17 protein-coding genes are annotated in these 21,086 nt (G+C 70.9%); 3 read left to right on the top strand and 14 right to left on the bottom strand.

The features are described from left to right. Nucleotides 1-17: 17 nt before the first annotated feature. The 7 genes from ACIHFB_RS11645 to ACIHFB_RS11615 all read right to left on the bottom strand — a co-directional run bounded on the left by ACIHFB_RS11645 (nt 18) and on the right by ACIHFB_RS11615 (nt 9,916). Entirely contained in the window at nt 18-1,403 is a 1,386-nt protein-coding gene (locus tag ACIHFB_RS11645) for an FAD-binding oxidoreductase (RefSeq protein ID WP_400126549.1), read from the bottom strand. Nucleotides 1,404-1,547: 144 nt separating this feature from the next. Next, a complete protein-coding gene (locus ACIHFB_RS11640) occupies nt 1,548-3,227 on the bottom strand; it encodes a LuxR C-terminal-related transcriptional regulator (protein ID WP_400126547.1) in 1,680 nt (559 codons plus the stop codon). A 64-nt stretch (nt 3,228-3,291) separates the two neighbouring features. Continuing rightward, a complete protein-coding gene (locus tag ACIHFB_RS11635) occupies nt 3,292-4,131 on the bottom strand; it encodes a carbohydrate ABC transporter permease (protein WP_400126545.1) in 840 nt (279 codons plus the stop codon). Continuing rightward, entirely contained in the window at nt 4,128-5,486 is a 1,359-nt protein-coding gene (locus ACIHFB_RS11630) for an ABC transporter permease subunit (protein ID WP_400126544.1), read from the bottom strand. The genes ACIHFB_RS11635 and ACIHFB_RS11630 overlap by 4 nt, the downstream gene beginning before the upstream one ends. 5 nt (nt 5,487-5,491) lie before the next feature. Next, nucleotides 5,492-6,817, bottom strand: coding sequence for an ABC transporter substrate-binding protein (locus ACIHFB_RS11625; RefSeq protein ID WP_365278015.1), 1,326 nt, complete (start codon nt 6,815-6,817; stop codon nt 5,492-5,494). After that, a complete protein-coding gene (locus ACIHFB_RS11620; RefSeq protein WP_400126542.1) occupies nt 6,814-8,514 on the bottom strand; it encodes a glycoside hydrolase family 13 protein in 1,701 nt (566 codons plus the stop codon). The genes ACIHFB_RS11625 and ACIHFB_RS11620 overlap by 4 nt, the downstream gene beginning before the upstream one ends. Before the next feature lie 130 nt (nt 8,515-8,644). Further along, nucleotides 8,645-9,916, bottom strand: coding sequence for an ABC transporter substrate-binding protein (locus ACIHFB_RS11615; protein WP_400126541.1), 1,272 nt, complete (start codon nt 9,914-9,916; stop codon nt 8,645-8,647). A gap of 124 nt (nt 9,917-10,040) precedes the next feature. Here ACIHFB_RS11615 and ACIHFB_RS11610 point away from each other — a divergent pair, with 124 nt between their 5' ends. From ACIHFB_RS11610 to ACIHFB_RS11600, 3 genes are all read left to right on the top strand, one after another. After that, the gene (locus tag ACIHFB_RS11610) at nt 10,041-10,556 is read left to right on the top strand and encodes a PadR family transcriptional regulator (protein WP_400126539.1); all 516 of its coding nucleotides are present in this window, start codon (nt 10,041-10,043) and stop codon (nt 10,554-10,556) included. Beyond that, nucleotides 10,553-11,302: an ABC transporter ATP-binding protein gene (locus ACIHFB_RS11605; protein ID WP_365278005.1), complete on the top strand. Its 750-nt coding sequence runs from the start codon at nt 10,553-10,555 to the stop codon at nt 11,300-11,302. Before ACIHFB_RS11610 ends, ACIHFB_RS11605 begins: the two co-directional genes overlap by 4 nt. 80 nt (nt 11,303-11,382) lie before the next feature. Next, nucleotides 11,383-13,665, top strand: a complete 2,283-nt coding sequence (locus ACIHFB_RS11600) for an ABC transporter permease (RefSeq protein ID WP_365278002.1) — start codon at nt 11,383-11,385, stop codon at nt 13,663-13,665. A gap of 49 nt (nt 13,666-13,714) precedes the next feature. On the opposite strand, the gene pgi is transcribed toward ACIHFB_RS11600, so the two are convergent. The 7 genes from pgi to gap all read right to left on the bottom strand — a co-directional run bounded on the left by pgi (nt 13,715) and on the right by gap (nt 20,884). Beyond that, nucleotides 13,715-15,370, bottom strand: coding sequence for a glucose-6-phosphate isomerase (gene pgi / locus ACIHFB_RS11595; RefSeq protein WP_365278000.1), 1,656 nt, complete (start codon nt 15,368-15,370; stop codon nt 13,715-13,717). A gap of 76 nt (nt 15,371-15,446) precedes the next feature. Then, on the bottom strand, nt 15,447-16,715 hold the full coding sequence (locus ACIHFB_RS11590) for an MFS transporter (protein WP_400126536.1): 1,269 nt from the start codon (nt 16,713-16,715) through the stop codon (nt 15,447-15,449). Between the two features lie 132 nt (nt 16,716-16,847). After that, nucleotides 16,848-17,183 carry an RNA polymerase-binding protein RbpA gene (locus tag ACIHFB_RS11585; RefSeq protein WP_003957010.1) on the bottom strand — a complete coding sequence of 112 codons (336 nt, stop codon included), beginning with the start codon at nt 17,181-17,183 and terminating at the stop codon, nt 16,848-16,850. 199 nt (nt 17,184-17,382) lie between these two features. Beyond that, a complete protein-coding gene (gene secG / locus ACIHFB_RS11580; RefSeq protein WP_365278291.1) occupies nt 17,383-17,613 on the bottom strand; it encodes a preprotein translocase subunit SecG in 231 nt (76 codons plus the stop codon). Nucleotides 17,614-17,740: 127 nt separating this feature from the next. Then, on the bottom strand, nt 17,741-18,517 hold the full coding sequence (gene tpiA, locus ACIHFB_RS11575; RefSeq protein WP_400126534.1) for a triose-phosphate isomerase: 777 nt from the start codon (nt 18,515-18,517) through the stop codon (nt 17,741-17,743). Nucleotides 18,518-18,522: 5 nt separating this feature from the next. Further along, the gene (locus ACIHFB_RS11570; protein WP_400126532.1) at nt 18,523-19,734 is read right to left on the bottom strand and encodes a phosphoglycerate kinase; all 1,212 of its coding nucleotides are present in this window, start codon (nt 19,732-19,734) and stop codon (nt 18,523-18,525) included. A 142-nt stretch (nt 19,735-19,876) separates the two neighbouring features. Beyond that, entirely contained in the window at nt 19,877-20,884 is a 1,008-nt protein-coding gene (gene gap / locus ACIHFB_RS11565) for a type I glyceraldehyde-3-phosphate dehydrogenase (protein ID WP_365277989.1), read from the bottom strand. Between the last annotated feature and the right edge of the window lie 202 nt (nt 20,885-21,086).

Below are 21,086 nucleotides of genomic sequence, written 5' to 3'. Positions count from 1 at the left end.
CTGCACGCCGGGAACTCTCATGGGGCGATGTTGTGGTTGAGCCGGAACAGGTTCCCCGGGTCGTGGCGCCGCTTGATCTCCGTCAGACGGGCGTAGTTCCCGCGGTAGTTGGCCCGTACGCGGTCCTGGTCGTCGCTGTCCATGAAGTTGACGTATCCGCCCTCGGCTGAGTGGGGCCGGAGCGCCCCGTAGTAGGCCCGCACCCAGTCCTTGTGCGCCTCGCACTCCTCCCGGGTGCCCAGGGTGGGGCTCAGCGCGGTCGAGAAGTCGACATCGCGGTAGGAGAAGGCGGTGTCCTCGGGCCCGACCCGCTGGACGGCGCCGTCGAGGGGGAACACCACCGTGGCGCTCTCGATGGTGGGGGTCGAGGCGCCGTACTCGACGTACGCGTCGATGGCCCCGTCCGGCAGGCCACGGCTGAAGGTGCCCTTCCAGTAGTGGAAGAGTCCGGCGGGCAGCAGTTCGTCGAAGAGCGTGTTGATCATCGGGTAGGGCATGCGACCGACGCTCTGCCCGAGGACGGGACCGAGTCCGGCAAGACGTGCACGAATCGAGTCGTCCTGGTCCTCGGGCCCGGTCCAGCAGGCGACCACTCCGCACATCGGCCGGCCGTGCCAGCGCTCCGGCAGGAACGGCACCGGCGGCCCGAGACCGACGACGAGCAGCGCGCCCAGCCCCTCGTCCGCGTCGGCGATCATCTCCCGGTAGCGGCGGATCACCTCGCCGTCGAGGGGATAGAAGGTCGGCCCGCCGAGAATGTCGGCGATCGGATGCAGCCGGTACTCGAACGACGTGACGACCCCGAAGTTCCCGCCCCCGCCGCGCACCGCCCACATCAGGTCGGCGTTCTCCTCCTCGGTGCAGGTGAGGAAGGACCCGTCGGCGGTCACCAGGTCGACCGAGAGCAGGTTGTCGCAGGCCAGTCCGCAGCGCCGGGCGAGATAGCCCATGCCGCCGCCCGTGGTGAGACCGCCGATGCCGGTCGTGGAGACGACCCCGCCGGTGGTGGCCAGGCCGAAGGCGTGCGTGGCGTGGTTGAAGTCGGCCCAGGTGCAGCCGCCCTCGGCCCGTGCGGTGCGCGTCCCGGGATCGACGCGGACTCCGCGCATCCGCCCGAGGTCGAGGACGACGCCGTCGTCGCAGGTCCCGTGGCCGGGGACGCTGTGGCTGCCGCCGCGCACGGCGAGCGGCAGCCCGTGGTCGCGGGCGAAGTCCACGGTGGCGACGGCATCGCCCGCGTCGACGGCCCTGACGACGATCGCCGGCCGTTTGTCGATCATGGCGTTGTAGACCTTGCGGGCATCGTCGTAGTCCGGGTCACCGGGTTCGACGACCTCGCCGCGCACGGCTCCCCGCAGCCGCTCCAGCAGTCGCTCGTCCAGCGCCGTTCGGTACGTGGTCATGGCCGCCACCGGCTCTCCGTGGGCGTCGGGAAACGGGTACGGCACCGGTGTACGCCAGCAGCCCGGCGGCTCGCATCGCCGGAATCGCCCATCTCGTCGCGTGCGGCATGGGCAGAACAGCCCATGCGTCAGGTCAGGCGTGCGTCAGGTCAGCCCATGCCGGAAGGCGTACGCCGTCGCCGCCGCCCGCGAGTTCACGTCGAGTTTGGCGAAGATGTTGTTGAGGTGCCGGGCGACGGTGTGCTCGCTGATCGTCAGTTCCGCGGCGACGGCCCGGTTCGTCGCACCCGCGGCGACCAGCCGTAGCACCTGGACCTCCCGCTCGGTGAGCCGGCGCTGCTCCCCCGCGCTGCCGAGCAGTGCCGCCGCCCGCCGCGCGTCCGGCACGGCGCCCAGCCGCTCGAAGGTCGCCCGTGCGGCCCGCAGCTCCATGCGGGCACCCTCGTCGTCGCCGACGGTGCGGTCGGCGGCGGCCAGCGTCATCCGGACCTGCGCCTCCTCGTACGGGACGTCCAGCGCCAGCCACAGGGACAGCGCGCGGCGCAGCAGCGGCAGCGCACGGTCGAGGTCGTGGTCCGCGTAGGCCACCGCACCGCCCGCCGACGCGGCGACGGCATGCAGCAGCGTCGTGTGCGACTCACGCCGGCGCTGCCAGTCGCGGGCCAGGCCGTCCAGCTCGGCGGCCGCCGTGCGGGCCTCGTCCGACCTGCCGAGGGCGAGTGAGATCTCGACCTGAGCGGCGAGCAGCCGACAGCGCCCGAGCCTGTCCTCCCCGTCGCCTGCGAGGGCCATTCGCAGTGCGGTGGCCGACGCCTCGGCCCGGCCCTGGGCCAGCCGCAGCAGGGCGAGGCCCGGCTGGGGGTCACGGCCGAGTTCGTGCGCCCGCTCGTACGCCGCCTCGGCCGCGGACAGATCGCCGCGGCGGCGCTGGATGTCCCCGGTGACGTAGAACGCCTCGCCGGCCGTCCTGCGTTCGTTGGGCAGCAGCTCCGCGCAGGTGCGCACGGCCTGGTCCAGCGCCTGGGGCCAGCGGCCGCGCAGCTCCAGCACCTCCACGCGGTGCACCCGGCACAGGCCCCGGAAGTTGTTCTCCGCGGGCATGGCCGCGCACCATTCCATGGCCGCGTCGGTCCACTCGGCGGCGCGGGCGAGGTCGGCGGACGCCATGCAGCGCTGGAGGCCCAGGCAGTAGATCCACCCGGTGAAGAACGAACTCAGCTCGCCCGCCATCACCGAGCACATCGCGTCGTCGAGCAGGTCGAGCCCCTCGGCGACCCGCCCCTGGTCGAGCAGGACGCCGGCCTGCGTCTGGAGGCTCATGGCGTGCAGGTCGGGGCTGCCGCAGCGCCGTGCGATCTCCGCCATGCGCCGGGCCACGGCCAGTGCCTCGTCGAACGCCCCGCGCGCCGCGGCCTCCTCCGCCTCCATCCAGGCGAGATAGCACTGCTCGACGCACTCGGGCTCCGTCTTCAGATGCCGCCGCGCCCGGCGCAGCCACCCGGCGGCCATCGCGGTCCGTCCCGCCAGCCGGTGCTCGTAGAAGAGCATCCAGGCGCAGTACCCGGCCCGCCGCTCGGCGCCCGCCGTCACATACCCGGCGTAGGCCTTCATCCGGGCGGTGATCGACTCCTCGATGCGGCTCGTCCACCAGGCCGCGTCCGCGTAGGCCGCGAAGTCGTCCGGGGTGAGCGGGGCAGCCGCGTCGCTGAGCAGGCGGTAGGCCTCGGCCCACGCCTCCCTGGCGACGGCGTCCCGGGCGCGGCGAACGGCCTCCGAGGCGGCGCGTTCGGTGCTCGCGCCGGTGCCGGTGCTGTGCTGAGCCACCCGTGGCTCCCTTCTCGCGCCCTGCGAGCCCCCTACCAGGATAGGCAGGTCGGGGCCGGCGACCTCATTTGACCGACCCGGCCATCACCCCCTGCACGAAGTGCCGCTGGAACGCGAAGAACACCACGACCGGCACGATCAGCGACACAAAGGCGCCCGGCGCCAGTACGTCGATGTTGCTGCCGAACTGCCGTATCTGGGACTGGAGTTCCACGGTGAGCGGCTGGGCGGAGCTGCCCGCGAACAGCAGGGCCACCAGCATGTCGTTCCAGACCCAGAGGAACTGGAAGATGGCGAGGCTGGCGATGGCCGGGCGGCCGACCGGCAGGATGAGGCGGGTGAAGATGCGCCACTCGCTGCCGCCGTCCATCCGGGCCGCCTCCAGCATCTCCTTCGGTATCTCGGCGAAGTAGTTGCGCAGCAGGAACACGGCGAACGGCAGCCCGTAGGCGACGTGGAAGAGCACCACACCCGGGATCGTACCGAACAGGCCCAGCTGGCCGAAGAGTTTGGCCACCGGCAGCAGCCCGATCTGCACCGGCACCACCAACAGCGCGACCACCAGCAGGAAGATCGGCTCTCGGCCGGGGAAGTCCAGCCAGGCGAAGGCGTATCCGGCGAGTGCCGCGATGACGACGACCAGGGTCGTGGCCGGCACCGAGATCAGCACGGTGTTCCAGAAGGCCTGGGTGATGCCGGCGTTCTGAAGCAGCGCGGAGTAGTTGTCGAAGGACAGCTGGCCGGGGCTGGTGAACACCGTCCACCAGCCGCCCGTCGCCGTGTCCTCGGCGGACCGCAGCGAGGACAGGAACAGCCCGGCCAGCGGGGTGAGCCAGATCAGGCCCAGCACCACGAGGACGGCCTGGACCAGGCTGTTGCCCAGGCCCCGTCGGACGGCGTTCATCGCTGACTCCTTCGGAAACGGCGGACGTTGAAGACCATCGCGGGGATCACCAGGAGCAGCAGCAGCACGCCCAGCGCGCTGCCGAGTCCCTGATCGTTGCCGCCGCCGAAGGACACCAGCCACATCTGCGTCGCCAGGACGGTCGCGTCCTCCTGAACCGGGCCGGGCGCGATGATGTAGACGAGGTCGAAGACCTTCATCACGTTGATCACCAGGGTCACGAACACCACGGTCAGCACCGGCCCGAGCAGCGGCACGGTGATCTTCCGGAAGATCTGCCACTCGTTGGCGCCGTCCATCCGGGCCGCCTCCAGCGCGTCCCGGGGCAGCGTCGCCAGCCCCGCGCCGATCAGCACCATCGCGAAGCCGGTCCAGATCCACAGATACGCCCCGATGATCGCGGGCGTCACGAGCGCCGGACCGAGCCAGGAGACGCCGTCGTAGGGCGGGGCGAAGTTCGACGCGGGCAGTCGCACGGTGTACGAGCCCTCGGCGAGCCCCTCGAAGCGGAAGGAGCCGTCGGACGCGGTGGTCGCCGTACCGACCGTCTTCCCGTCGCGCACCGCCTCCACCGTCATCTCCGGCAGCCCGCTCTCCTGCCGGTCGACCCGGCCCTGCTCCCCTCCCCCGCCGGGGGTGAAGTCCAGGTACACGACACCGCGCAGCTCACCGGTGGCCGCCTCGCGCCCGGCCGCCGCGTACGCGGGCTCGGCGCCGTCCGGCACGTCGCCGGGCAGTACGCCGACCAGGCCGAGCGCCACCGTGTCCCCCGGCGAGACGTCCGCGGTCGTCCGGTACGCCCCGTCCGCCGCCTTGGTCATCCCCTGGCCGTCGCGCGCCCGCGCCGTCGGATACGACGACGTGCCCTGGAAGGCGTCGTGCACGCCGACCACCGCGGCGTTCAGCACGCCCTTGTCCGGATCCTCGTCGTAGGCGAGCCGGAAGATGATGCCGGCGGCGAGGAAGGACACGGCCATCGGCATGAACAGCAGCAGCTTGAACGCCGTCGCCCAGCGGACCTTCTCCACCAGGACGGCCAGGACCAGCCCCAGCCCGGTCAGCAGCGTCGGCGCCACGACGACCCAGACCGCGGTGTTGCGTACGGCCTTGAGGGTCGCCGGGTCGCGGAACATCTCGGTGTAGTTGTCGCCACCGACGAACTGGGTCCCGGACGCGTCGAAGAAGCTGCGGCCGACGGAGAAGAGCACCGGGTAGACGACGAGGGCGCCGAGCAGGAGCAGGGCGGGGAGGACGAACAGCAGGGCGACGATCCGCCCCCGCCGCCGCAGACGCCGGCCGCGTCCGGCACCGGCGGCGGCCGGGGGGCTCGTCTCTTTCACGAGGGTTGCGGTCATGGCCGTCAGTTCCCGTACGCCTTGGCCGCCGCGCCCTCCAGCTCGGCTGCGGCGCCCTTCGGGTCCGAGGGGTCGCGCAGGAAGTCCTGGAGGATCTTCCACTCGCCCGCGCCCTTGGTGCCGCCGAAGGCCGCCGGCGCCTGGTCGGACATGTCGAAGCGGACCGAGTCGCCCGCACCGACCAGGGACTTGGCGGTGGCGCGGGTGACGTCGTCGCCGTACGAGGCGAGGTCGAGCCCCTTGTTCGGGGACAGGAAGCCGCCGGCCTCCGCCCACACGGCCGCGGCCTCGGGGGTCGCGAGGTACTCCAGGAGCTTCATGCCGGCGTCGGCATTCTTGCCGTCCTTGAGGACGACGGCCGCGTCCCCGCCGCTGACCACCGGTGCGGCGCCGCCGCCGACCGCCGGGAACGGGAAGAAGTTCGCGTCCTCGCCGATGCTCTTGCCGAACTGGTCCTTGGCCACCCCGGCGACGAAGTCGCCCTCGTAGACCATGCCCGCCTCGGGCTTCGGCCCGAACACCTTCTCCACCGAGCCCGGGAAGTCGGTGTTGAGGGCCCCCTTCTGACCGCCCGCGACCAGCTGCTTGTCCTTGAACAGCGTGCCGAGCGTGGTGAGCGCCTCGACCACACTGGCGTCGGTCCACTTCAGCTCATGGGCGGCCAGGGCGTCGTACTTCTCGGGTCCGGCCTGCGAGAGGTAGACGTTCTCGAACCAGTCGGTGAGCGTCCAGCCGTCCTGCCCGGCGACCGAGAACGCGGCAAGACCGGAGTCGGAGACGGTCTGCCCGGCCTTCAGCATCTCGTCGTACGTCGCCGGAGGCTCGACCCCGGCCTGGGCGAGGGCGTCGGGGCTGTACCAGACGGTCGACTTGTGGGCGGCCTTGAAGTACAGGCCGTACAGCGTGCTGTCGACGCTGCCGTACGTCTTCCAGACATCGGCGTAGTGGGCGCCGACGGACTGCTGGGCGGTCTTGGACAGGGGCTTGAGCCAGCCCTCCTTCGCGAACTGCTGGAGCACGCCGACCTGCGGGACCATCACGACGTCGGGGGCGTTGCCGCCCTCGATCTTGCTGCCGACGACGGTGGAGACGTTGTCCCCGGTGGACACGAACTGGGTCTTCGCGCCGGTCTTCTCGCTGAAGGCGTCGAGCACCTTCTGGAAGTTCTCCTGCTCGCTGCCGGACCAGACGCCGGCCACGGTGACGGTCTCGCCGTTGAGCGCCTTGTCACCGCCGCCGGCCGTGACCGGGCCGCCGCCACAGGCGGTGGCGCCGAGCGCCAGTACGAGCCCGGTGCAGCCGGTGAGCAGGGTGGTACGTCGTCGCATCATCGTTGATGTCCCTTCGGAGGATGGGGAATTGACGGGAGGTCACTGATCCACCAGGCGGCCGTCGAACCGGGCAGCACCCCGTCCTGCGGGCACTCCCCGCTGGCCAGCAGCGGGGTGCCGGCAACCGGTGCGGGCACGGGCGCCGTGGTGAAGTTGACGGCACAGACCAGGTCGTCGCCGCGGACGAAGGCGAGGACGCCCGGCGGGCTGTCCAGCCAGCGCAGCGAGCCCTCGCCCAACTGGGGCAGGGAGGCCCGTAGTTGGAGGCCGTCGCGGTACAGGTGCCAGAAGGAGCGGGTGTCGGCGAGGGCCCGGTCGGTGGCGTGCTCGGCGAACCACTCCGGTTGCGGCAGCCACGACTTGGCGCCCTCCACGCCGGAGGTGAAGCCGAACGGCGAGGCCTGTCCCGACCAGGGCAGCGGCACCCGGCAGCCGTCGCGGATCCGGGCCCGACTGCCGGTACGGCGGAAGATCGGGTCGGTGAGCACATCGTCGGGCAGGTCGACGACCTCGGGCAGACCCAGCTCCTCGCCCTGGTAGATGTACGCGGCTCCGGGCAGCGCGAGCAGCAACAGCGCGGCGGCGCGGGCGCGGGCGGCCCCGAGACCGCTGCATTCGGTGGCCGGTTCGCCGTAGCGGGTGACGGTGCGGACCTGGTCGTGGTTGTTGAGGACCCAGGTGACCGTCGAACCCGTGCCGGCTATGTCCTGCATGGCCTCGGAGACGACCTTGCGGAAGGCGTCGGCGTCCCAGGCCGCGCCGAGCAGGTCGAAGAAGAAGGCCTGGTGGAGCTCGTCGGAGCGGACGTACTCGGCGTGTTCGCGGGCGGTCGGGACGGACACCTCGCCCACCAGCAGCCGCTCACGGCCGTCACGGGCGGCGTACTCCTCGCACACGGCCCGCCAGTGCCGCCACACGTCGTGCACCTCGGGCTGGTTCCACGCGAGCGGGTTGACCGAGTCCCGGGTGCGGGCGTCGGCCTCCGGGTCCGGGGAGTCCGGCAGCTCCGGGTGCTTGAAGAGCCCGGCGGCGACATCGACGCGGAAGCCGTCGACGCCGCGGTCGAGCCAGAAGCGGAGGGTCCGGTCGAACTCGGCGCCGATCTCGGGGTTGCGCCAGTTCCAGTCGGGCTGCTCCGGCGTGAACATGTGCAGGTACCACTGTCCGGGGCGGCCGTCCGCCTCGGTGACGCGGGTCCAGGCCGGGCCGCCGAACATGGCGTGCCAGTTGTTGGGCGGCTCCGCGCCGTCGGGGCCACGGCCGTCGGCGAAGTGGAAGCGGGCGCGGGCCGCGCTGCCCGGTCCGGCGGCGAGTGCCTCACGGAACCACGGATGCTCGCTGGAGCAGTGGTTGGGGACGATGTCGAGCAGCACCCCGATGCCGAGCCGCCGGGCCGCCGCCATCAGTTGGTCGAACTCGGCGAGGTCGCCGAAGAGGGGGTCGACGTCGCAGTAGTCGGCCACGTCGTAGCCGTGGTCGTGCTGGGGCGAGGGGTAGAAGGGGCTCAGCCAGATCCCGTCGACGCCGAGCTTCTTCAGATACGGCAGTCCGGCCCTGACGCCCGCGAGATCGCCGATGCCGTCGCCGGTGCTGTCCAGGAAGCTGCGGACGTACACCTGGTAGATCACCGCGTCGCGCCACCAGTGCTGCTTGTTCAACCCATTGACCTGTCTCTGCGAGGGCTGACGGTTATGCATGCATGTTAAGTAGACGTGTCGCAGAGGTGTCAATGAATCGGTCACGCCTACCGAGCAGTTGGCCGGGCAAATACGGACTTATTTGGACGCAGAATGGCAGGTCGATACGTCGGCGTTACCTAACAAGTAACTATCGACGGGAGACGGCCGCGAGCTCACGCGCCAGCCGTCGCACCGCGTCCCCGGGCGTCTGGCGCCCGGTCATCGCGTCCTGCACGGCCGCCTGCACCACCAGGCTGACCTGGTCGTAGCGCGGGCTCTTGGGGCGCGGCGCGGCGGTGAGCACGCTCTCGCGCAGGGTCGGCAGATACGGAAAGCGCCGGATCAGCCCGGGATCGTCGTAGAGCGCGGCGCGCACCGGTGGCAGCGTGCCCCGGGTGAGGACCTGGCGCTGGACGGGCTCGCTGGTCAGATACGCGATCAGGCGCGCGGCCGTGTCCGGGTGCCGCGCATGGGTGTTCACGGCCAGATTGGAGCCGCCGAGCACACTCGCGCCCGGCCCGTCGGGACCGGGCAGCGGCGCGACCCCGACCTTCCCGGCCAGCGGGGACCCCGCGGCCGAGGCGGCGGCGTAGGCATACGGCCAGTTGCGCAGGAACAGCAGGCTGCCGTCGAGGAAGGCCTGCTTGGACTCCTCCTCCTTGTAGGTCAGCGCCTCCTGCGGGATCCAGCCCTCACGCACTCCGCGGGCCAGGAACTCGACACCCTCGCGGGCCGCCTCGGAGTTCACGGTGACGCGCTCGCCCTCGTCGCCCAGGATCGTGCCGCCGGCCGAGTACACGGCCTCGGCCGCGTTGACGGTGAGGCCCTCGTACGGCAGGAACTGGCCGGCGTAGCCGTCGAGGCCGTACTTCGGGGCGACGGTCTTCGCGGCCCGCTCCAGCTCGGCCCAGGTGCGCGGCGGCGCCAGGCCCTCCCTCGCGAGCACGTCCTTGCGGTAGAGCAGCAGGCCCGCGTTGGTGACGTACGGAACGGCGTACAGCCGCCCGTCGTAGGTCGCCGTGTCGACGACCGGGGGCAGGAAGGAACCGAGCGGGAAGCGGTCGCGCGGCAGCGGGCGGATCCAGCCGGCCGCCGCGAACTCGGAGGTCCAGGCGACGTCGATGTTGAGGACGTCGAAGCGGCCGCGGTCGCCGCCGCGCAGGTCGGTGATCATCTGCGCGCGGGCCTCGTCGGCCGAGTCCGGGAGCTCGACGAGCGTCACCTTCTCGCCGGGATGGGTGCGGTTCCATCCCGCCAGCAGGGGGCCGAGGTAGCTGGTGAGGTCTCCGGCGGTGGCGACGGTCAGGGGCCCCCGCCCGCCCCCGGCCGGCTCGGCGGCCCGTGCGCCGGAGGCCACGTAACCGGTCAAGATCACCACGAGGACGAGAAGGCCCCTACCGGCGGCGTGTATCCACCGCATAGGTTCCTCCCTGTGCACCGGCGCCGAGCACCTTCGCCCGGAGTCAGAGGCCATGTATACCTGTTAGGTATGGGCGATACTAGGGTCGGCAGCACATTACAAGGACGCGGGGAGGAGAGGACGAGTGCGCCTGCCGCTCCTGGCACTCCTCGCGCGCGGACCGGCCCACGGCTACGAGCTCAAGCAGGACCTTGAGCAACTGCTGGGCTCCGCGTACCCTCAGCCGAACATCGGCCAGATCTACGTGACCCTCGGCCGCCTCGAGAAGTCGGGACTGATCGAGGGCGAAGAGGTCGAGCAGTCCAGCCGGCCCAACAAGAAGATCTACCACCTCACCGACGCCGGGCGCGAGGCGCTGCACGCCTGGTACGAGGAGACGGCGGACGAGCCACGGGTGCGGGACGAGTTCTTCATGAAGCTCGCCCTCGCCCCGCAGACCGGACTGGCCGAGCAGATCGTGCTGATCAACAAACAGCGGCGCCAGTACCTGAACACCATGCGCAGCCTGTCGAAGCTGGCCGCCGCCGAGAACCGGGACAACCGAGTCGCCCACCTGTTGATCGAGGGCGCGATGCTGCATCTGCAGGCCGACCTCGACTGGTTGGAGCGCTGCCAGGAGGAACTGGAGGAGTCGGAGTGAGCGAGAGCCCCACTCCTCTGCTGCGCGCCGAGGACCTGGTCAAGACGCACCACGGCGAGGGTGCCCCGGCGCATGCCGTGCGCGGGGTCGATCTGTCCGTGATGCGGGGTGAGTTCGTGGCCGTCACCGGCCCGTCCGGCGCCGGCAAGTCGACGCTGCTGCACCTGCTCGGGGGGCTACAACGACCCGACAGCGGCAGCATCTGGCTGGACGGCGAGTCGACGGACTCCTACACCGAGGCGCGCTGGGCCGTGCAGCGGCGCCGGCGCATCGGGATCGTCTTCCAGTTCTTCAACCTGGTCTCCAACCTCTCCGTCGCGGACAACGTCGAGCTGCCCGCCCTTCTCGCCGGGGTCCCGCCGAAGCGTGCGCGCGCCGAGCGGGACGCGCTGCTGACCGAGCTGGGGCTGACCGGCAAGGAGCGGAGCATGCCGGGGGAGCTGTCGGGCGGTGAGCAGCAGCGGGTCGCGCTGGCCCGCGCCCTGGTCAACCACCCGCCGCTGCTGCTGGCCGACGAGCCCGCGGGCAGCCTGGACAGCCGGGGCACCCGCGAGGTGATGCGGCTGCTCACCCGCTTCCACCAGCGCGGCCAGACCATCGTGCTGGTCACCCACGACGCCCGTCTGGCGAGCGCCGCGGACCGGGTCATCAGCTTCTTCGACGGACGCATCGCGGACGACGCCGAACTGACCGGCACACCGTCACGCCGGGTCGGCACGTCCGGCGTGCTGGAGCTGAAGGACTGATCCGCGGTGGACGACGAACTGACGCCCGGCCGCCCGGCCGCGCACGGGCCGGGACGATCCGGGTCGAGGGACTGAGGCCCATGCGAGCAACCCTGCGCTGGGTCCACTCCGATCTGCGCACACACCGCGGCGAGGCGCTGTTCATCGTGCTCGCCACCGCCGGAGTCGTCGTCTCCCTCCTCCTTGCGACGGCACTCTTCAGCTACGCCACCAACCCCTGGCAGCGTGTCTTCACCCAGTCACGCGACGCGCACGTGTGGATCCACACCGCCCCCTCCGCCGACGCGCGCGGACTCGCCGCTCTGGACGGCGTCGAGTCCCTGGCGGGCCCCTACCCCACCGAGTCGGCCACCGTGACCTCCCGCGGTGTCCGCGCCTCGGTCGAACTGCGCGGCACCACCGCCCGCCCCGACATCGGGCGCCCGCTCCTCACCTCGGGCCGCTGGCTGGACGGCACGCAACCCGAGGGCGTGGTACTGGAGAGCCATCTCGCCCGCGCCCTGCTCGCCGAGCCCGGAGACGTCCTCACCCTGCCCGGCACCGCGCGCACCCTGACCGTCGCCGGGATCGCCGACAGCGCCGAGCCGCGCTACCGCCCCGGCGAGCACCCGGGACTCGTCTGGGCGCTGCCCTCCGCCGTACGCGCCCCGGACGGCGAGGTGACCGGACTGCGCCTGACGGATCCCGACGAGACGGACTACGCCGTCCAGCGCGCCGTCACCGTCCTCGGCGCCGGCGCGGTCAGCGAGGTCTCCACCTGGCAGCAGGCCCGCTCCGAGGCACAGGGCGAGACCCGGCTCCTCGGCCAGGTGCTCGGTCTGTTCGGGCTCGGCGCGCTGCTCGCCGCCGGACTGGCCGTGCACGGGGTGATCGGCACCCGCATCCGGGGCCATCTGCGCGACATCTCCGTGCTGAAGGCGATCGGCTTCACGCCCGGTCAGGTCGTCCGCGTCTTCCTGCTCCAGCATGTCGCCTACGCCCTGTTCGGCGCGGTGGCCGCGGCGGCGCTCACCCAGGCTCTGGGGCGCCGGATCCCTGGCCGCCTCGGGGACGCGGTCGGCATGTGGCAGGGACTGCCGGGGCACACCGCGGCTCTGCTGGCGATACCCGTGGGCGCCGTGCTGTTCATCGCCGCGACGACCGGGCTCGCTGCGTGGCGCGCGGGCCGGGTGTCCCCGGTGCCCGTGCCGCGGACCGCCGCGCCGGCGACCGGCCGGCTGTCGGGGCTGGCGCGCGGGGCGCTCGGGCTGCGGCTGCCGCCCGCTCTGGTCCTGGGCTGGCACAAGGCGTTCCCGCGCCGGCCGCGGACGCCGGCCACCGTCGCCCGGCTCGCGCTGCCCCTGCTGCTGATCGTGGTGGCGATGAGCGCGTGGACCACCATCGAACGCTTCCACAGCAGGCCCGACCAGGTCGGCCTCGCCGCCGCGCTCACCGTCCGCCCCGACAGCGAGGTCGGCGACCGCGACGTCCGGGCCCTGCTCGACCGCGACCCGCGGATCGCCGCGGCGCACGCGGGCGTCGAGGTGGCGGCGCTGGTACCGGGCCAGACGGCCACGATCGCCCTGCGCGGTCTCGGCACCCGCCAGGACCCCTACCCGTACGCCCTCGCCGAGGGCCGCCCGGCGCACGGCCGGGACGAGGCGGTGGCCGGGCAGGGGCTGCTCGATCTGCTGGACGTGCGCGTCGGCGACTGGGTGCGCATGACCGTGGGCGACCAGCCGCAGATCCTGCACATCGTCGGCCGCAGCATCGAGCCGGAGAACGCCGGCCGGGTCATCTCCACCTCGCTCGACACCCTCCGCGAGAACGACCCCCGGCTGCGCCCCACGCTCTACCAGCTGAGCCTCCAGCCGGGCGCCGTGGCCCACGAGGTGGCGGACGACCTGGACACGGCTGCCCACGGGCACCTGGACGTGCACGCCGTGCCGAATCCGGCGGACGGGCTGTCGCCGCTGCGCGGAGTCGTGCTCGGGCTGATCGCCGTCCTCGCCCTCATCGGGATCGTCGAGCTGCTGACCGTGATCGGCGGCAGCGTCCGCGAGGGCGAGCGGGACCTGCTGGCACTCAAGGCCGTCGGGCTGACCCCGCGGCAGATCACCGCCGTCACGGTCACCGCAACCGCCTGCACCGCCCTGGCCGCGGTCCTGCTCGGCACGGCACTGGGAGTGCCCCTGGCGCACTGGCTCATCGACGCCCAGGGCAGGTCCAGCGGCATCGGCGCCGGGATAGCTCAGGGGCCCTCGCCCCTGCTCCTGGTGCTGTTCGGCGCAGCCGCCGTACTCGGCGCCGCCGCCCTCGCCGCCCTGCCCGCGACCCGCGCGGCCGGCCGCCGACTCGCCGACACCCTGAGCGCGGTGGCATAGAGCCCCGCGGGAAGCGGACGGCCCGGAACGCCCGCCTCCCGCAGCACGCTCACCGTCGGCCGCGCAGCTCCCGGTACTTGGCGACCAGGGCCTTGCTCGACGCGTCCAGGCCGGGCACCTGCGCACCCTCGGTCAGCGCGGGTTCGACGCGCTTGGCGAGGACCTTGCCCAGCTCGACGCCCCACTGGTCGAAGGAGTCGATGTTCCAGACGGCGCCCTGCACGAACACCTTGTGCTCGTAGAGGGCGATCAGCTGACCGAGGACCGACGGGGTCAGCTCGCGCGCGAGGATCGTGGTCGTCGGGTGGTTGCCCAGGAACGTCTTGTGCGCCACCAGTTCCTCGGGCACACCCTCCGCACGCACCTCGTCCGGAGTCTTGCCGAAGGCCAGCGCCTGCGTCTGGGCGAAGAAGTTCGCCATCAACAGGTCGTGCTGCGCCCCCAGTTCGTCGCTCAGCTCGGCGACCGGCTCGGCGAAGCCGATGAAGTCGGCCGGGATCACCTTCGTGCCCTGGTGGATCAGCTGGTAGTAGGCGTGCTGTCCGTTGGTGCCGGGCGTGCCCCAGACGACGGGGCCCGTCTGCCACTGCACCGGAACGCCGTCCCGCCCGACGTACTTGCCGTTGGACTCCATGTCCAGCTGCTGCAAGTAGGCGGTGAACTTGGACAGGTAGTGGCTGTAGGGCAGCACCGCGTGCGACTGGGCGTCGTGGAAGTTGCCGTACCAGATGCCCAACAGGCCGAGCAGCAGCGGCACGTTGTCCTCGGCGGGTGCGCTCCTGAAATGCTCGTCGACGATCCGGAACCCGTCGAGCATCTCCCGGAACCGGTCCGGACCGATGGCGATCATCAGGGACAGGCCGATCGCCGAGTCGAACGAGTACCGCCCGCCGACCCAGTCCCAGAACTCGAACATGTTGGCCGTGTCGATGCCGAAGTCCGACACCTTCTCGGAGTTCGTCGACAGCGCCACGAAGTGCTTGGCGACGGCCTCCGGACCGGCCTTCAGCTCACCCAGCAGCCAGTTGCGCGCCGAGGTCGCGTTGGTGATCGTCTCGATCGTGGTGAACGTCTTGGAGGCGATGATGAACAGCGTCTGATCCGCGTCCAGATCACGGACGGCCTCGTGCAGGTCGGCCCCGTCCACGTTCGACACGAAGCGGACCGTCAGATCGCGGTCGGTGAAGCTGCGCAGCACCTCGTACGCCATCGCCGGGCCGAGGTCGGAGCCGCCGATGCCGATGTTGACCACGTTCTTGATGCGCTTGCCGGTGTGGCCGGTCCAGGCGCCGGAACGGACGCGCTCGGCGAAGCCGGCCATCTTGTCGAGGACGGCGTGCACACCAGGCACGACGTTCTCCCCGTCGACCTCGACCACCGCGTCCCGCGGGGCACGCAGCGCGGTGTGCAGTACGGCGCGGTCCTCGGTGGTGTTGATCTTCTCGCCGCGGAACATGGCGTCCCTGAGGCCGAACACATCGGTGGCGACGGCCAGCTCGCGCAGCAGCCGCAGCGTCTCGTCGGTGACGAGGTGCTTGGAGTAGTCGACGTACAGGTCGCCGACCTGGAGCGTGTAGCCGGAGCCGCGGCCGGGGTCGGCGGCGAACAGCTCGCGCAGCTGCGCCGCGCCGAGTTCCTCGCGATGCTTGGCCAGCCCGGTCCACTCGGGCGTCTGGTTGAGCCGGGTACGGCCGTCTGCGTTCATGTCGGACTTCAGCCTTCTTCCTGCCTGCTCGTACTGCGTGCGTACCTTGCCCCGCTGCCGGTCCCAACCTAATTGATCAGCGCGGGACATGACCTGCCGTGGCGCCGTCGTGCGGCGCAACAACACGTACGTTCACCTTGAGCGCGGGTATCAGCGCGGTGACGGACAGGACGAAGAAGGCGGCCGCGAGCAGGGCCGGGGTGTTCAGTCCCCAGGCGGTGGCGACGGCTCCGCCCAGCAGGGCGCCCAGCGGTGCCCCGGCGACGCCGACCGTCCGGAAGGCGGAGCTGACCCGGCCCAGCAGCTCGGCGGGGCTGCGCTGCTGCATCAGGGTCGTGCTGTTGACGTTCCACACCATGTTCATGAACCCGAACACGGCCATGGCGGCAGCCAGCGCGACCAGGCTGCGCACCGAGCCCATCACCACGAGCGCGCCGGTCTGCACGATCCCGGCGAGCAGCACCCCGCGGACCCGCCCCACCCGGGCGATGAGCGGACCGCCTGCCACTCCGCCGGTCAGGCTGCCGACGGTGAACGCCGTCATGGCCACCGCGTAGCCCGTGGTGCCGGCGTCCAGCCAGCCCGTGACCAGGAGCACCAGTGTGGCGATGAGGGCGCCCATGCCGATGTTGCACAGGGCGGTGGCGGCGCACAGGCCGCGCAGGACCTTGTCCCGCCACAGGGTGCCCAGCCCTTCCGCGATCTCCCGGCGCAGGGTGCTGCCCGCCGGTCTGGGCTTACGCTCGGTCGGCTCGGTCCGCAAGGAGGCGACCAGTGCGGCCGCCACCAGGAACGTGACCGCGTCGGCCGCGAAGGGCACCGCCGCTCCGGCCGCGATCAGCAGGGGCACGACCGGCGCGCCCAGCAGACCGCCCGCGACGCGCTGGCCGGTCATCAGGCGCGTGTTCGCGCCGCCGAGCGCCGCGCGATCCACCAGGGCGGGCAGCAGGGCCGTCGAGGCGTTGTCGAAGAGCGTCTGGAGGGTGGTCAGGGCGAAGGCCAGCGCGATCAGCAGGGCGATCGAGGCGTGTCCGAGAGCCACCGCCACCGCGAAACACGCGACCAGCAGGCCGCGTACCGCATCGACCATCCACATCGCGCGCCGCTGGTCCACGCGGTCGGCGACGGCGCCGCCCAGCAGTCCGAAGACGATCCACGGCAGATAGCCACAGGCGGTCACCGCGGCGATGAGCAGCGGCCGGTCGGTCAGCGTCGCGGCGAGCAGCGGCAGCGCGGCCGTACGCAAGGCGTCACCGAAGCTGGAGAGCGCGGCGGCACTCCACAGCCGCCCGAATCCTCCACGCCACGTCGGCGCGCATGTGTCCCCCACCTCGACCGTCGCCACGTCTCCCCCTCACGGTTCGCCCGATGCACAAACCGTAGAGGGCACCACTGACAATCGGCCGGGGAGCAGTCGGCCACGGGCACCAAACAGCTCCGGCCCGGCACCGCTCGGTGCCCGGCCGGACCTCAACTCCTAGATTTCACCCCGCAGTTTGGCGAGTGCCTCGGCGAGGATCGCCTCGCCGTCCGCATCGCTGCGCCGCTCCCGTACATACGCGAGGTGCGTCTTGTACGGCTCGGTGCGCGGCGGGTCCGGCGGATTGTCCCGGTCCTGTCCTGCGGGGAAGCCGCAGCGCGGGCAGTCCCAGGTATCGGGGACCTGCGCGTCGCTGGCGAAGCTGGGCTGCGTCTCGTGCCCGTTGGAGCACCAGAAGGAGATGCGCAGCCGGGGCGCGGACTCGCCCCGCTCGGCCTCGCCCATCGGCCCCGCCCCGACCCGGCTTCCTCGGATCGCGTTGCCACTTGCCACGGTCGTAACTCCCTGCGTGATGGTGCCGCGAAGCGAGTCGGCGTTTCGCTTCGCTGCGAGCGCCTCAGTCTACGTAAGGCCCAACGCGCGTCCAGTGATTGGAGTTACAGCCCTCACACCTAGACGCAAGCCCCATGATAGGCCGCGCTCAGCTGCGCGTACCGAACATGGGGCCTTACGTACGGATTGTGCGTGCCGTTCAGTTGTTCACCTTCATCATGATGCCGAGCACGACGATTGAGGCGAACCACAGCAGACCGACCACCACGGTGATGCGGTCGAGGTTGCGCTCGGCGACCGAGGAGCCACCGACGGACGACTGCATGCCGCCACCGAACATGTCGGAGAGGCCGCCGCCCTTCCCCTTGTGCATCAGCACCAGCAGCATCAGCAGCAGGCTGAAGACGATCAGGGCGATCGAGAACCCCATAACCACGGCTGGACCAACTTCCTCGGATCTGGATAGACGACGGGGGCACAGCACGCTGTCCATGTGCGGCACTGCCGCGTGGCGCTATGCCCCCGCAAGGGTACGACGTTCCGTCGCTACCGCATACTCACTGGTCGCGGAAGCGCACGATCTTGACGAACTCGTCCGCGTCCAGCGACGCCCCGCCGACCAGCGCACCGTCGACATCGGCCTGGGCCATGATCTCGGCCACGTTGCCCGCCTTGACGGAGCCGCCGTACTGGATGCGGACCTGGTCGGCCAGCTCCTGGGAGTACAGCTCGGCGAGCTTGCCGCGGATGGCCGCGCAGACCTCCTGGGCGTCCTCGGCGCCGCAGACCTTGCCGGTGCCGATGGCCCAGACGGGCTCGTAGGCGATCACGATGGACTCGGCCTGCTCGGCCGGGAGGTCCTTCAGACCGCCCTCGACCTGGGCGAGGGTGTGCGCGACGTGGTTGCCCGCCTCGCGGATCTCCAGCTCCTCGCCGACGCACATGATCGGCGTCAGCCCGTGCTTGTAGGCGGCCTTGACCTTGGCGTTGACGATCTCGTCGGTCTCGGCGTGGTACTGCCGGCGCTCGGAGTGGCCGATCGCCACATACGTGCACTTCAGCTTGGCCAGCATCGGGCCGGAGATCTCGCCGGTGTAGGCGCCGGAGTCCTGTGCCGAGATGTCCTGGGCGCCGTACTTGATCTTGAGCTTGTCGCCGTCGACCAGGGTCTGCACGGAGCGCAGGTCGGTGAAGGGCGGCAGAACGGCGACCTCGACGGCCTCGTAGTCCTTGTCCGCGAGGGCGAAAGCGAGCTTCTGGACATGGGCGATGGCCTCGAGGTGGTTGAGGTTCATCTTCCAGTTGCCCGCCATCAGCGGCGTGCGCGTGCTCATTAAGGTCAGTCCTCCAGTGCGGCGAGGCCGGGGAGCGTCTTGCCCTCGAGGTATTCGAGGGAGGCGCCGCCACCGGTCGAGATGTGGCCGAATGCGGTCTCGTCGAAGCCCAGGATGCGGACGGCCGCGGCGGAGTCGCCACCGCCGACGACCGTGAAGCCCGGGGAGTCGAGGAGGGCCTGGGCGACCGCCTTGGTGCCCTCGGCGTAGTCGGGGTGCTCAAAGACGCCCATGGGGCCGTTCCAGAAGATGGTGGCGGCGTCGGTGAGCTTCGAGGCGTACAGCTTGCGGGACTCCGGGCCGATGTCCAGGCCCATCTGGTCGGCGGGCATGGCGTCCGCGGCGACAACGGTGGGGTGCGCGGGGGCCTTGGTCTTCAGGTCCGGGAACGCGGAGCCGGTCAGCACGTCGACGGGGAGGACCAGCTCGACGCCGCTCTTCTCCGCACGCTCGATGTACTCCTTGACGGCCGGGATCTGGTCCTCCTGGAGGAGGGAGACGCCGACCTCGTAGCCCTTGGCCTTGAGGAAGGTGTACGCCATTCCGCCGCCGATGAGCAGACGGTCCGCCTTGCCGAGCAGCTGGTCGATGACGGCGAGCTTGTCGGAGACCTTGGCGCCGCCCAGCGCGACGACGTACGGACGCCGGACGTCCTCGGTGAGCTTCTTCAGGACGCCGACCTCGGTGGCGATGAGGTACCCGGCGTAGTGCGGCAGCCGGGCCGGGAGGTCGTACACCGAGGCGTGCCCCCGGTGGACCGCGCCGAAGCCGTCGCCGACGTAGACGTCCACGAGGGCCGCCAGCTGGTCGGCGAACTCGCCGCGCTCGGTGTCGTCCTTGGAGGTCTCGCCGGCGTTGAAGCGGAGGTTCTCGATGACCGCGACCTGGCCGGGCTGGAGGCCGTTCACCGCGTCATGGGCGGCGGGGCCCACGGTGTCCTGGGCGAACGCGACCGGGGCGCCGAGGAGTTCGGCGAGCCGCTCGGCGGCCTGGAGCAGGGAGAACGCCGGGTCCGGGGCGCCCTTGGGGCGGCCCAGGTGGGAGGCGACGACCACCTTGGCGTCCGCGTCGGCGAGGGCCTTGACGGTCGGCAGGACGGCGCGGATGCGGCCGTCGTCGGTGATGAGGCCGTCGGCCATCGGCACGTTGAGGTCGGCACGGACGAAGACCCGTTTACCGGCCACGCCTTCGGCGAGAAGTTCGTCGATCGTCTTCATGAGGACTCCTGGAACGGGGCTCTTGATCGTAGGAGGGCTGGTCGATCTGCACACGAGCGGGCTCGCTGTACGTGAGTCAGGGCTCGGACAGCGCGTGCGCTGCCCGAGCCCTGCTCTCACATCGAGATGCCTGCTCTGTGGATCAGAGCTGGTTGCCGACGAAGACCGTGAGGTCGACGAGGCGGTTGGAGTAGCCCCACTCGTTGTCGTACCAGCCGAGGATCTTCACCGACGTGCCTTCCTGGACCATGGTCAGGGAGGAGTCGAAGGTGCAGGACGACGGGTCGCTGACGATGTCCGAGGAGACGATCTCGTCCTCGGTGTAGGTCAGGTAGCCCTGGAGCTCGCCCTCGGCGGCCTTCTTGAAGGCGGCGTTGACCTCGTCCTTGGTGACCTCGCGCGACAGCTCCACGACCAGGTCGGTGGCCGAGCCGGTCGGGACCGGGACGCGCATCGCGATGCCGTCCAGCTTGCCCTTGAGCTGCGGCAGGACCAGCGCGGTGGCCTTGGCGGCACCGGTGGTGGTCGGGATGATGTTCTCGGCGGCGGCACGCGCGCGACGCAGGTCCTTGTGCGGGAAGTCAAGGATGCGCTGGTCGTTCGTGTACGCGTGGACGGTCGTCATCAGACCCTTGACGATGCCGAAGTTCTCGTCGAGGACCTTGGCCATCGGCGCCACACAGTTGGTGGTGCAGGAGGCGTTCGAGATGACGTGGTGGTTCGCCGGGTCGTACTTGTTCTCGTTGACGCCCATCACGATGGTGATGTCCTCGTCCTTGGCCGGAGCCGAGATGAGGACCTTCTTGGCGCCGCCCGCGATGTGCTTCTCCGCGTCGGCCTTCTTCGTGAAGATGCCGGTCGACTCGATGACGATGTCGACGCCCAGGTCGCCCCACGGGATGTCGGCGGGGTTGCGCTCGGAGAGCACCTTGATCGTGTGACCGTCGACGGTGATCGTGTCGGCGGTGTGGGTGACCTCGTGCTTCAGGCGGCCCAGGATCGTGTCGTACTTGAGCAGATGAGCGGTGGTCGCGGTGTCACCCAGGTCGTTGACAGCCACGATCTCGATGTCTGCACCCTGCTCCAGCAGCGCGCGGAAGTAGTTACGACCGATGCGGCCAAAGCCGTTGATGCCTACGCGGATCGTCACGAACCGATCTCCTCGTTGGTACGCCGGTTTCGAGACCGGCGAGCTGTATGGGATGTCCCCGACCGCCTACGACCCTACCTCCCTGAGGCCCGGGGAGTGACATCGAGATGCCCCATACACGGCAGGGGGGTCCGTACCCGCCAGTAGGGGTACGGACCGCCCTGCCCGAGAGACGTGATCTCTCACGGAACACCCGTAATGA

Origin of the sequence: Streptomyces sp. NPDC051963 (genome assembly GCF_044593495.1) — a bacterium.
In the GTDB taxonomy this organism is placed as follows: domain Bacteria; phylum Actinomycetota; class Actinomycetes; order Streptomycetales; family Streptomycetaceae; genus Streptomyces.
Note: the sequence above shows the minus strand (reverse complement) of the source record. Positions and strands in the feature narration are given on the sequence as shown.